The sequence below is a fragment of the Neorhizobium sp. T25_27 genome, assembly GCF_002968565.1.
In the GTDB taxonomy this organism is placed as follows: Bacteria; Pseudomonadota; Alphaproteobacteria; order Rhizobiales; family Rhizobiaceae; genus Neorhizobium; species Neorhizobium tomejilense.
This window is the reverse complement of record NZ_PVBJ01000009.1, coordinates 16,235-28,148: the sequence shown is the minus strand read 5'-3', so window position 1 is coordinate 28,148 and position 11,914 is coordinate 16,235. Positions and strand designations below refer to the sequence as shown.

The window sequence follows — 11,914 nt, the reverse complement described above, 5'->3', positions numbered from 1 at the left end:
GGCGGACGAATGAAATATTGGTAATGTTTGCGCCGCCTATTTTTTCAAAAGCTCTTCGATGCGAGCCTGTTCCTCGGCGGAGAGCGCCGCAACCGCGCGTTGGCTGGGACGCGTACGGACGAAGACCAGGATCGCCACGCCACTGACCAGCAGTAGCAGGACGGGAGTGGCCCACAGGATCATCGTCTTGGCGCTGAGCCGCGGCTTCAGGAGCACGAACTCGCCGTAGCGGGACACGACATAGTCGATCACCTGATCGTCCGTGTCGCCGTTCGCCAGCCGTTCGCGCACAAGCACGCGCAGGTCGCGGGCAAGCTCCGCATTGGAGTCGTCGATCGATTGGTTCTGGCACACCATGCAGCGCAACTGCGCCGAAAGATTTCGGGCACGCTGCTCGAGCACGGGGTTGGAGAGCACTTCGTCGGGGTTGACGGCAAAAGCCGGGAGGGGGGCGAGGAGAGCCAAGAGAAGTAGGAAGGATCGGAAAAGAGCGCCGGCGGACCGGCATCCTCCCCTCTTCTCCCCCGCGGGGAGAAGGTGGCCCGAAGGGTCGGATGAGGGGGGCATAGCCATCGATACCCAATCATATAACTTGTGCCGTGAGGCCCCCTCATCGCCTCGCATACGCTCGGCACTTCTCCCCGCTGGGGAGAAGAGGGAGGTTGCTGCACCGGCCTGCTGAAACACGTTCACTCCGCCGCCTCCAACCTGGCCTTGACCGGCTTCGCCTTCCGGCTCGGCGCGCCCACGCGCAGTCTCCGGTCCGAAAGCGAGACAAACCCGCCGACCATCATCACCAGAGCGCCGCCCCAGATGCAGAGAATGAACGGCTTCCACCAGATGCGCACGACCATGCCGCCGCTTTCCATCGGGTCGCCGAGCGAGACATAGAGCTGGCTGAGCCCGAAGGTGAGGATGCCGGCCTCCGTCGTCGGCATGCGCCGCGCCGTATAGAGCCGTTTTGACGACCAGACGTCCGCCACCTGGACCCCGCCGCGGCTGACGGCGAAATGTCCGCGGCTCTCGGTATAATTCGGGCCGACCGCATCGCGCAGCCCGTCATAGGTCAGCGAATAACCGCCGGCGTCGACGGAGGCACCCTGCTTCATCTCGACCACCGTCTCGGTGCCGAAGGTCGTCGCAGCAAAGATACCGAGCACCGTGACGCCAAGCCCGAAATGGGCGATCGCCGTGCCGAACACCGAACGCGGCAGACCAGCCAGGCGCCTCAGCCCGACAGACAGCCCGACCTTGGCAAAATTGGCGCGATACCAGAGATCGGCGAATGCACCGATCATGCCCCAGAAGCCGAGCACCAGGCCGAAGATCGCCAGAACCGGCCCGCCATTCTGGATGTAGAAGAAGGCAAGGCCTGCAGCCAGCGCCAGTCCGGCGAAGACATAGAGCCGCTGCAGGGCGCCCAGGAGATCGCCGCGCTTCCAGGCAAGCACCGGCCCGAACGGCGCGGCGACCAGGAGCGGCAGCATCAGCAGGCCGAAGGTCATGTTGAAGAACGGTGCGCCGACCGAGATCTTTTCGCCGGTCAGTGTTTCGAGGACGAGCGGATAGAGCGTGCCGGTCAGCACCGTTGCCGTCGCCACCGTCAGGATCAGGTTGTTGAGCACCAGCGCGCCCTCGCGCGAGATCGGCGCGAAAATGCCGCCTGCCTTCAGCATCGGCGCCCGCCAGGCAAACAGCGCGAAGGCGCCGCCGATGAAGATGCCGAGAATGCAGAGGATGAAGATGCCGCGGGTCGGATCGGTCGCAAACGAATGCACCGAAGTCAGCACGCCCGAGCGCACCAGGAAGGTGCCGAGCAGCGACAGCGAAAAGGTCATGATCGCCAGAAGCACGGTCCAGATCTTCAGCGCCTCGCGCTTTTCCATGACCAGCGCCGAATGGAGGAGCGCGGTGCCCGCGAGCCAGGGCATGAAGGAGGCGTTCTCGACCGGATCCCAGAACCACCAGCCGCCCCAGCCCAGCTCGTAATAGGCCCAGTAGGAACCCATGGCGATGCCAGCGGTCAGGAAGGTCCAGGCGGCGAGCGTCCACGGCCGCACCCAGCGGGCCCAGGCGGCATCGATACGGCCTTCCAGGAGCGCCGCGACGGCGAACGAGAAGCAGACCGAAAAGCCCACATAACCGAGGTAGAGAAGCGGCGGATGAACCGCCAGGCCGAGATCCTGCAGCACCGGATTGAGGTCCTGTCCCTCGGCCGGCGCCGGATCGAGGCGCAGGAACGGATTGGAGGTCAGGAGGACGAAGAACAGGAAGGCGGTCGAGATCCAGGCCTGAACGGCCAGAACATTGGCCCTCAGCGTATCCGGCAGATTGCGGCCGAAGACAGCGACGAGCGCGCTGAAGAACACCAGGATCAGCAGCCAGAGCAGCATCGACCCTTCGTGATTGCCCCAGACGCCCGAGAATTTGTAGATCAGCGGCATTAGCGAGTGGGAATTCTCCCAGACATTCGCAACCGAGAAATCCGAGACCATGTAGGCCCAGGTCAGCACGCCAAAGGAAAAGGCCACGAGCGCGAACAGCACCAGCGAGCCGGTCGGGGCCAGCGCCATCATCGCGGCATCGCCGCGCCGAGCGCCGACGACCGGCAGAACCGAAACGATCAGCGCGGTTGCGAGCGCCAGAACAAGTGCATAATGGCCGATCTCGATGATCATCTCGTTGCCGTCCCCTTGGCGCCATCGGGCTGGCTCTGGTTGCCTTCGCCCTCGTTCCAGACACCCTGCGCCTTCAGCCGGTCCGCGACTTCCTTGGGCATGTAGTTCTCGTCGTGCTTGGCGAGCACGCTGTCGGCCACGAAACCGTGCGATGCCGCATCGAACGCGCCTTCGGTCACCACGCCCTGGCCTTCGCGAAACAGGTCCGGCAGGATGCCCGTATAGGTGACCGGCACGCTGCCGGTTCCGTCGGTCACCGTAAAGCTCACGGTCGAACCCTGGCCGCGCTTCACCGATCCTTCGGCCACCAACCCGCCGAGCCTGATGCGAGTGCCGGGCTTGACATCGGCCTTGGCGAGATCGGCCGGCATGAAGAAATAGGCGACCGACTGGCTGAAGGCGAACATGACGAGCAGCACTGCGACGAGGATGAAGCTCATGCCGCCCGCGATCACCGCCAGCCGTTTCTGTTTGCGCGTCATTGCGCCACTCCTTCGACCGTGATCCCCATCTCGTTGGCGAGCGCCACCAACTCGCCCGATGACGGGAACTGCTTGAGGCCGCTCTTCAAGGCGTCCTCGGCCCTGGATTTGTCGCCTAACACGGAATAGGAGCGCACCAGCCTCACCCAGCCTTCGAGATTGTTCGGGTCCTGCTTCAGCCGTTCCGCAAGGCTGTCGACCATGCCGCGGATCATCGCCTGCCGATCGCCCTGCGACATGTTTGCGGCCGCCGCGACGTCTGCCTGGGACGGATTGCCGGGCACCTGCGCCGTGTCCCGTCCCGTCACGATGGTGCCGCCGTTCTTGACGATATGCTGGTTGATAAGCTGCATCCACGGTGCATCGGCCGGCGAGCCCTTGGCAATCGTCTCGAACTGCGCTCTCGCCTCTGCCGCCCTGCCGGCCTGTTCGAAGCCGAGGCCGACATAGAAACGTGAACGGGGATTGTCCGGATCGAGCTTCACCGCCTGCTCGAAGGCGGAACGCGCGTCCTCGGTGACGATCCCGTCGTTCGATGCGACCAGCGTTTCGCCGAGCCCCGCGAGCCTGACGGGATTGGGGCCGAGAATGCGGATCGCATTGCGATAGGCCATCTCGGCGTCGCCAAGCCGCATGGAGCGGAAATAGATCGGCGCAAGCAGATCCCAGCCGGCGCCGTCATTGGGATTTTCGGCCAGATGCCGCTCCGCCTTGGCGACCAGCAGCGCGACATTGTTGCCGGGATTGGCAAGCCGCGCTTCAAGCGGCTGGTCCGGCAGCCCGGGATTGCCGAGCGCCAGGTAAAGACAGAGCCCAACGATGGGCGGAACCAGCGTGACCACAGTGGTGGCGAGCGCATATTTTCGCGCCTTCGGAGCGGCGATCTCCTTGCCCTCCCCGGCACCGGCCGCGGCCAGCAGCCGGCGGCCGATTTCGGCGCGGGCGTATTCCGCTTCCTCCGCGTTGATCAGGCCTTGGGCCCGGTCGCGGTCCAGTTCGGCCAACTGGTCGCGATAGACGGCGACCTCTCCGGCACGGTCAGCAGACGCTGTTTTGGTGGCTCGGGCGAAAGGCAGGATGAGGATTGCCGCAACGGCCGCCGTCAGAGCTGCGAGGATGATCCATAAAACCATAGTGGCCCAATACTGCAACGGCCCGCGCTTTCCAACAGCGCAGCCGGCGTTGACGCGAATTTGAGGCCTTTGGCCGCAAGTTCAAGCCTGCATATGGGGCCGATCCGATCTGGCGGCCATGACCCATGTCAAACGGCCGCGGAGGAAATCAGGTGAGCGGCGTCCAGGTGCCGTTGGAATTGCGGCAGGCAGCGCCCCGCGCCGTCATGTCGCGGCCATTCATGGTTACCGTATGGCGATACTGACGGCAGTTCTGGGTGCCTACCTGATAGGGGGCGTTGGCGATCACCTGGCCGTTCGCGTCGTCACCCTTCCAGGTGATTACCTCGCCGCCCGCCGCCCCTTCCAGGGCGCGATATTCCGCCTCGAGGGCGCGGGAACGGTCGCTTGACGAAAGCGTTGCGCCGCTGCGGCCGACGATGCCGCCCTGCAGCGCGGAAATATAGGATGTGGATGGCGAGGGCCGCGGTGTCAGCAGGCCGCGCGTGCCGCCGGTCCCCGCTCCTGAAGACGTGCCGCAGCCTGCCAGCAGGCCGGCAACCACAAGCGATGAAACGGTATTTCGAAGGCTCAATAATCGCATCGTGTCGGAAACCGGTCGCGGCTCGTTTTCTTCGGAAATCTCGCCGAGACTGGTCCGGTCCCGGCATGGCATCATTATGGCGTCATTGGGAAAACACACAAATCCGACGATCTTTCAGTCTCCCCGCATATTAGCAGACATATAGAAATGTCTCTTCCGACAAAGATATAGCAGGCGATCCATCCGTCCATAAGCAACGGCAGGGAATAGGCCGATGTTGCCCTTACGCCACAGTCATGCTGGACCGTGTTGTGAATAACGGACGATCACGGACCTTCCTTGGCGATGCCCGGAAGCAGAAGTTGCGCCCTCAGGCCACCCCGCGCCCCGCGCGTCAGCTCGACCGAACCCTGATATTCGCCGGTGATCTCGCGCACGATCGACAGTCCGAGCCCGGCGCCTGGCTTGCTCTCGTCGAGGCGCCTGCCGCGTTTCATCGCTTCATGGATCTGATCCGGCTCCAGTCCCGGGCCATCGTCTTCGACAGCGACCTCGACCCAAGAGCGTCGGGCGGTTTCGCCTTCGCCGGATTGAGGTCCTGATGTCGGCGTCGCGGTGATCCAGACGCCGGTTTCGCAGAAGCGCGCGGCATTTTCGAGCAGGTTGCCGACCGTCTCCTCGACGTCCTGCTGTTCCATGGCAAGCGCCACGCCCGGCGGAAAGACCGACAGGTGGAACTCCTTTTCCGGATTGAGCCGTCGCATCACCCTGACCAGGCGTTCCAGCGCCGGCTCGAGCTCGGTCCGGGCAAGCAGCGATTCGCGCTGGGCGGCGATGCGCGCGCGGTTCAGGTAGGATTGCACCTGCGCCTGCATTCCCTCCGCCTGCGACCGCACCATGTCCGACTGCACCTTTTCGACGGCACGCGATTCGTTGAGCAGAACCGCGATCGGCGTCTTCAGCGAATGGGCGAGATTGCCGACCTGCATGCGTGCCCGCTCGACGATGCGGCGATTGCTTTCGATCAGCGCGTTGATGTCGCTCGCAAGCGGCATGATTTCGCGCGGAAACTCGCCTTCCAGCCGCTCTGCCTCGCCGCGCCGCACCTTTTCGAGCGAGCGCCGCGCGCCGTCGAGTGGCTGCAGCCCGTAAAGAATCGCCAGACCGTTGACGACCAGACTGCCGAAACCGAAGACGGCAAGGGCGATATAGAGACTGCGGGTAAAGGCCTGGATATCCTCCTCGACAACCGCGAGATTGCCCGACACGCGGAAGCGCGCGGCGCGGCCTTCGCCATCGAGTACGACTTCGGTTTCAGCGACCAGAACATGGTTCTTGTAGGCGTCGATCGCGGGGTAGAAGCGCTCGTAGCGATTGTTGAAGGGTACCGCCAGGATCGAGGGAACGCTGATATTCGAGGTGCCGAGCGAGGAGGAGGACAGCGGCGTGGCCGCAAAGGTGCCGAGCGGCTCGATGATCCAGTACCAGCCGGTCTCGGGCTGCGAGAAGCGCAGGTCGCCGAGCTGAGGGCTGCCGGCGAGCTTGTTGTCGTCACCGATCGTGATCGAGTTGATGACGTTATAAAGCTGGGCGCGCAGAAGGTCGGTGAAGGCGCGTTCGGCCGACTGCCGGTAGAGCTGCGAGATGACGATCGAAATGACCACCAGAGCCAGCGCCGACCACAACGTGGCCAGAAGCAGCACGCGGGCAGTCAGCGATCTTGGTCCGATCATCCGGAATTTAGGGCGCATCGTTTGGCGCTTGCATCCTGTAGCCGAGTCCGCGGACCGTCTCGATGAGGTCGACACCGAGCTTCTTGCGAAGCCGGCCCACGAAAACTTCGATCGTATTGGAATCGCGGTCGAAATCCTGATCATACATATGCTCCACAAGCTCGGTGCGGGAAACGACCTGCCCCATGTGATGCATCAGGTAGGACAGCAGCCTGAATTCGTGCGAGGTGAGCTTCAGGGCGACGCCTTCGACGCTCGCCTTGGAAGCCTTGGTATCGAGCCGCACAGGCCCGCAGACGATTTCGGAGGATGAATGCCCCGCCGCCCGGCGGATCAGCGCCCGAACGCGGGCAAGCACTTCCTCCACATGGAAGGGTTTTGCGACATAGTCGTCGGCACCGGCATCGATGCCTGCCACCTTGTCGCTCCAGCGGTCGCGGGCCGTCAGCATCAGAACCGGCATGCCCTTGCCTCCGGCACGCCATTTCTCGACGACGGTGATGCCGTCCATGACCGGCAGGCCGATATCGAGGATCACCGCGTCATAAGGCTCGGTTTCGCCCAGATAATGGCCTTCCTCGCCGTCGAAGGCCTGGTCGACCACATAACCCGACTCCTTCAGGGCGTCGGAAAGCTGCCGATTGAGATTGACGTCGTCTTCGACCACCAGAATGCGCATGCACCGCCCCTCGAATGATATGCCGGCAGCTGATCACCGCCGGAGCCGCTTTACATCGGAACCCTGACGGTCACCTTGCGCGGTCTTTGATTGCCATCGCCTTGGACGAGCACCGTCACGACACAGGTCTGGCCATCGGAGGAGGGCTGAGCGGAAAGAAGCCGCCCGCCGGTTTCGCGCACCACGCGCGACGCCGCCGAACCGCAATCGCCTGCGACGAGGACGAGATAATCACTCGCAGAGACCTTTTCCGGCAAAAAGCCGGCGAAACCGGCAAGGCCGGCGGTCAATATCGCGATGATTGGCAGTCGCGCCATGGTTACAATTTCCACTCACAAGACAAACAGGATTCATGTCAAAGCATGTGATGGATTATGTAGCCAAAGGCGGCTGAATGGCAAATGAATGGTCCGTAATGCTTTCCTTCATGGGACTATTTTCCCCTGATTCCGGTCTGGGCCGCGATACGACCGTAGATCGCGAAAAACCCGCCGGCAGCCCCCGCCAGCGTCACCGCAAGCTCTGCGAGGTCTGCCTGGACATCTGCTCCGAGCTGAATACCCGTGACTTGCAGAAGCGAGGCGGCGACCGCAATCAACCCGCCCCAGACCGTTTTCGACTGATACCACACCTTCATGCCATCCATGTTTATCTCCTTGTTTCAACCTAGAATACAACGACCGCCTCGGCCGGGACGCCGAGCGGGACCGCCCGGCCCATCTGCCGGACCCGCAACGAAAGGCTCGATTGGATACCGCCGAAATCGGCAATCTCGTCGGCCGCCGGATAGATGAAGGTGGGTTCCGTCACCTCGACCATGCGCCTGACGACGGGCCCGTCCAGCACCTCGAGCCGATAGCGCTCCTCAGGCTCGTCCAGGGGAATTTCGATCCCGTCCCAATTGTCCGCCTCGACCCTGCCACGCCTCACCCAGGTCAACCGGGCATTGCCGCCGACCTGCCGCTCGCCGCGGATATGGACCGGCGAAAGCGGCGTCTCGGCGCGCATGCCGCCCGCAAAGCCATGCGGGCCGGAACGTCCGCCGGCCTGCCCCAGGCTTTCCGCCAGCCAGTTCATGGCCAAACCGCGCTCCTCCGCCGACAGTCCCAGCGGCACAACCGCCTCGTCGAGCACGACGACGGCTGCACCCGCTGCGGCGCCCGCCAACATGGCATCCTCGGTCCCCGCCAGCCCGCGCAACAGGTTCGACAGCGACCAGCGATTCGGGCTGGTCTCTTCGGCTGCAGCAAAGCCGAGCACTTCCCAGGCGCCGTTATGCGCTTTCACGGCAACACGGTTTTCGCCATTCAACACCGCCTGCTCGTCCGCCGACGACAGGCCACCGAAAAACAGTTCGATCTTCATGGTCAGACCACGATCGAAGCGCCCGATCGCGCCGTCCGAAAGCGGCGCCACCAGAATGCCGACCCTTGCCGGCCGGTCGAGCACTGAGCGCGTGCGATACCCTTCCGTCGTCACGGAGGAGGATAACGCCATCCGCCGCCACGGTCGGCAGAAACCCGCAACGCGGGCGAAGTTCGCCGCCTCGCCGGGCGCAAACCGCGGCAGATCGAGAAAGTGCAGTACAGGCGCAAAGGCGTCGGAGACGGCGCTGCCGCCATTCCTGTGCCCCTCGCCGACAACATAGTTCAAAGGCGCAAGCGGCGCGTGGTGCCGCGCCTCGATCCGCCGCGCTGCGCCCTCTTCGATCCGTTCGACGATAAACGTCCCCTCCGGGCCAGCGGCATCCGGCAGAGCCAGCCGCACCGCATCGCCGGGCTCGACGGCAATCTCCGCCGGCGAAAGCGCAAAACTCAACGACCGCCTCGCGACCCTGTGCGTGCGCAGCAGCGTCTCGACCGCACCGAGCGACGTTTCCTCCGGCAGCACGGCTGGCAGGTCGTAACTCAGGATGCGCTGGCTTTCCGCCCGCGCCCGCCGCGATCGCACACCCGCCTGTTCGTAGTCCAGGCTCGGATTGTAGGAGGTCAGCACCGCCTCCGCCGCAAAATCGCTGTCATGCCCGCGGTTTTCCGACCACAGCGGCTCATCCTCGATATCGGCAATGACGGCGATCTCCTTGGCCGCCAGGCTCGCCGTCAGCCGCGACCGGAAGCGCAGTCTGCCGCCGTCTTCGGCGACATCCACCTGAAAGACCTCGAGCAGCGGCTCCAGAAGCGCCCTCGCGGAAGTCACCTCGCCCTGCACGTAGCCGGTCAGGTCGCCGCTCGCTTCCGAAACGTCGAAATCTTCAAAACCATGCTCGGTCAGGATCGCTGCGATCGCATCGGCAAGCGTGGTTCCTCCCAGCCGGCCATTGAGCCAATGGCCCGTGCGCCAGTTGCCGCCATCGCTCCAGGCCGAAAGATCGCCGGGAAAGGCCGGAACAGGCCGGGCATCCCAGGTCCAGACGAAGACGTGGTCCCGATCGACCATGCCGGCCGGCGCCGCATGGCCCTGCCACCAGCCATGATGCGCTTCCAGGAACCGCCGCTGCATGCTGTCCGACCGCCCGCCGCTCGAAAAATAGGGCAGCGCGCTTTCGGCCGATTTCGGGTCGGTAAAGACATTCGGCTGGTTGGCGCCCTTGTCGACCGCCGGGCACCCGAGTTCGGTAAACCAGATCGGCTTCATGCCGGGCACCCAGGCCGTGGGCATTGCAGTCTCGGCACCGCCCACACGGTCATGATGCCGGTTCGACCACCATCCCAAGAGATCCTTGTAACGATAGACCCACGGCTTGCCCGCCAGCCCATCCGAAATTGGCAATCGCAGCCGGTTTCGCCGGTCCGCATCGCTCGCATAATACCAGTCGAAACCCTCGCCGGTAGCGATCTGCGCCGCCATCGCTCGGGCATCATCCGCAAGCCGAAAGCCATCCGGATTTTCCGCGACAAGATCTTCGTCGCGCCAATCGCCGAGCGGCATGTAGTTGTCGATGCCGACCGCATCGATATCCGCCGAAGCCCAGAGCGGATCGAGATGGAAATGCACCTCGCCCGAACCGTCCTGCGGGTGATAGCCGAAATATTCGCTCCAATCGGCGCCGTAGGTGAGCTTCGTCCCCGTCCCGATGATCGCCCGCACATTCGCCGCAAGCCGAACCAGTTCCTGCACAAAAGGAAAGATCCCCGTCTCGTCGCGCAATTGCGTCAGCCCGCGCAGCTCCGAGCCGAGGATGAAACCATCGACCCCGCCCGTGGCCGCCGCCAGGCCGGCATAATGCAGCACCATGCTCCGGTATCCCTCGGAACCCGCGCTGAAAGCCTGCACCTGCGCCCGCGCTTCCGCAGTCTTGTCCGCCGACAACGGAAAGCAGGTGATCCGCCCGCGCCAGGGAAAGGCCGCCTGCTCCACTCCGCCATAGGGATCCGGCCGGCCATTGCCGGGCGGGATATCCATCATCACGAACGGATAGAGATAGACCTTCAGCCCACGCGCCTTAAGGTCGGTAATCGCCTGCGCCACGCTCGCATCGCTCGGCGTGCCGCCGAAAGCCGGCCCAGTGAGTTGGCTCACCAGATGCGCGCCGCCGCGCGAAATCCCGGCCACGGACCACTCCGCGCTTTCCTCCCACCGCTCGGGCACCTCGACACCCGGCACGATCCGGCAATGCCCTGCCCTGAGGTCCGTCCCGAACCAGGAGACCACCAGGGCCACCCGCTCGAGGTTCGGGCAGAGCGCCTGCAGCTCGTCGAGCGACGCTTGCCAATCGGTTCCGGATGCCAGCGTGTGGCGATTGAGAATGCGCGCGCTGCCCTCGCCGGTCTTCTCCGTCACCGGCACAGTCGCATAACCATGTTCGGTCGCGCCCGGAGTGATCGTCACGGCGCGTATCTGATGTTCGAGCCTGCCCACCGGCCGCAGCACCTCGAACTGCAGGAGCGGGATGCGATTGCCGAAACTGTCGAGCGGCAGACGCTCGAACACGACGTAGGCCAACCCGCGATAGGCCGGCGCATTGCCCTCGCCCTGCTTCGCCTCGATCAGCGGATCGGGCAATTGCTCGCCGTCGCCACGATAGACCCGCATCTCGATCGCCGTCAGATCGACTGCACGCCCATCGGCCCAGACCCGCCGCACGCCGGCGATCGGCCCCTCGCAGAGCCCGACAGCGAGGTTTGCGAAATAGCGGAACGTCTCCACCCGCGGCCCGCTCGTCGCCTTGCCGCCGGAGCGCTCGCGCGTCACCTCTTCCTCGAAACGCGTCGCCCAGATCAGCGTGCCGCCGATCCGTGCGGTCCCGTAGATGCGGTTGATCACCGTACCCTCGTCCGCACCCGGAATGCGTGCAGTCGCAAGACGAGGCCCGGAGATAGTCGTGCCGCTGCCGCCGATCAGCGCCCGATCGACCATGCTGCCGGCCAGCGCCCCCGCCGCCCGCCCGATGATCGCACCGACCGGACCGAACACGCTGCCGAGCGCCGCACCCGCCGCCTGGAAAAGGATAGTGGCCATGGAAATACCTCGCCGCCGCCCAGCGCTGCCACTGGATGCTCGCTCAGATTGTGATAGCGTCAGAAAATTCGGGAGCAGAAGCAGCACGCGCCGCGCCAGCCGGCGTATCGGCGAGGATAGGCCGCGCCGACCCAGGCAAGGGCCTTGCTCTCGAAAATGGAGGTAATGTTATGAGGCTCAGGCCGATTGGCATTACGCTTATTTTGAAGGTGACCCGGACGGGCTGGT

10 protein-coding genes are annotated in these 11,914 nt (G+C 64.3%); all 10 read right to left on the bottom strand.

Annotated elements, in window-relative coordinates; translation table 11 throughout:
* Positions 1–36: 36 nt before the first annotated feature.
* The 10 genes from C5J24_RS22420 to C5J24_RS22375 all read right to left on the bottom strand — a co-directional run bounded on the left by C5J24_RS22420 (position 37) and on the right by C5J24_RS22375 (position 11,686).
* The gene (locus C5J24_RS22420) at positions 37–465 is read right to left on the bottom strand and encodes a cytochrome c-type biogenesis protein (protein ID WP_105421110.1); all 429 of its coding nucleotides are present in this window, start codon (positions 463–465) and stop codon (positions 37–39) included.
* A gap of 224 nt (positions 466–689) precedes the next feature.
* Positions 690–2,678 (bottom strand): heme lyase CcmF/NrfE family subunit, encoded by a 1,989-nt coding sequence (locus C5J24_RS22415; protein WP_105421108.1) that lies wholly within the window; start codon positions 2,676–2,678, stop codon positions 690–692.
* Complete coding sequence (gene ccmE / locus C5J24_RS22410) at positions 2,675–3,160, bottom strand: cytochrome c maturation protein CcmE (RefSeq protein WP_105421106.1); 486 nt, start codon at positions 3,158–3,160, stop codon at positions 2,675–2,677. Before ccmE ends, C5J24_RS22415 begins: the two co-directional genes overlap by 4 nt.
* Entirely contained in the window at positions 3,157–4,293 is a 1,137-nt protein-coding gene (gene ccmI / locus C5J24_RS22405) for a c-type cytochrome biogenesis protein CcmI (protein WP_105421104.1), read from the bottom strand. Before ccmI ends, ccmE begins: the two co-directional genes overlap by 4 nt.
* Positions 4,294–4,441: 148 nt before the next feature.
* Positions 4,442–4,876 carry a hypothetical protein gene (locus C5J24_RS22400; protein ID WP_105421427.1) on the bottom strand — a complete coding sequence of 145 codons (435 nt, stop codon included), beginning with the start codon at positions 4,874–4,876 and terminating at the stop codon, positions 4,442–4,444.
* A 266-nt stretch (positions 4,877–5,142) separates the two neighbouring features.
* Positions 5,143–6,567 carry an ATP-binding protein gene (locus C5J24_RS22395; protein WP_371674744.1) on the bottom strand — a complete coding sequence of 475 codons (1,425 nt, stop codon included), beginning with the start codon at positions 6,565–6,567 and terminating at the stop codon, positions 5,143–5,145.
* On the bottom strand, positions 6,557–7,228 hold the full coding sequence (locus tag C5J24_RS22390; RefSeq protein ID WP_046628321.1) for a response regulator transcription factor: 672 nt from the start codon (positions 7,226–7,228) through the stop codon (positions 6,557–6,559). Before C5J24_RS22390 ends, C5J24_RS22395 begins: the two co-directional genes overlap by 11 nt.
* A 50-nt stretch (positions 7,229–7,278) precedes the next feature.
* Positions 7,279–7,545 carry a hypothetical protein gene (locus tag C5J24_RS22385; protein WP_105405477.1) on the bottom strand — a complete coding sequence of 89 codons (267 nt, stop codon included), beginning with the start codon at positions 7,543–7,545 and terminating at the stop codon, positions 7,279–7,281.
* 116 nt (positions 7,546–7,661) lie between these two features.
* Positions 7,662–7,874 carry a hypothetical protein gene (locus tag C5J24_RS22380; protein ID WP_046637563.1) on the bottom strand — a complete coding sequence of 71 codons (213 nt, stop codon included), beginning with the start codon at positions 7,872–7,874 and terminating at the stop codon, positions 7,662–7,664.
* A gap of 20 nt (positions 7,875–7,894) precedes the next feature.
* Positions 7,895–11,686 carry a glycoside hydrolase/phage tail family protein gene (locus C5J24_RS22375; protein WP_105421102.1) on the bottom strand — a complete coding sequence of 1,264 codons (3,792 nt, stop codon included), beginning with the start codon at positions 11,684–11,686 and terminating at the stop codon, positions 7,895–7,897.
* Between the last annotated feature and the right edge of the window lie 228 nt (positions 11,687–11,914).

Coding starts and splice junctions, on each gene's coding strand:
- C5J24_RS22395 (WP_371674744.1), bottom strand. CDS start 6,567: ATGCGCCCTAAATTCCGGATGATCGGACCAAGATCGCTGACTGCCCGC.
- C5J24_RS22375 (WP_105421102.1), bottom strand. CDS start 11,686: ATGGCCACTATCCTTTTCCAGGCGGCGGGTGCGGCGCTCGGCAGCGTG.
- C5J24_RS22390 (WP_046628321.1), bottom strand. CDS start 7,228: ATGCGCATTCTGGTGGTCGAAGACGACGTCAATCTCAATCGGCAGCTT.
- C5J24_RS22380 (WP_046637563.1), bottom strand. CDS start 7,874: ATGGATGGCATGAAGGTGTGGTATCAGTCGAAAACGGTCTGGGGCGGG.
- C5J24_RS22385 (WP_105405477.1), bottom strand. CDS start 7,545: ATGGCGCGACTGCCAATCATCGCGATATTGACCGCCGGCCTTGCCGGT.
- ccmI (WP_105421104.1), bottom strand. CDS start 4,293: ATGGTTTTATGGATCATCCTCGCAGCTCTGACGGCGGCCGTTGCGGCA.
- C5J24_RS22415 (WP_105421108.1), bottom strand. CDS start 2,678: ATGATCATCGAGATCGGCCATTATGCACTTGTTCTGGCGCTCGCAACC.
- C5J24_RS22400 (WP_105421427.1), bottom strand. CDS start 4,876: ATGCGATTATTGAGCCTTCGAAATACCGTTTCATCGCTTGTGGTTGCC.
- ccmE (WP_105421106.1), bottom strand. CDS start 3,160: ATGACGCGCAAACAGAAACGGCTGGCGGTGATCGCGGGCGGCATGAGC.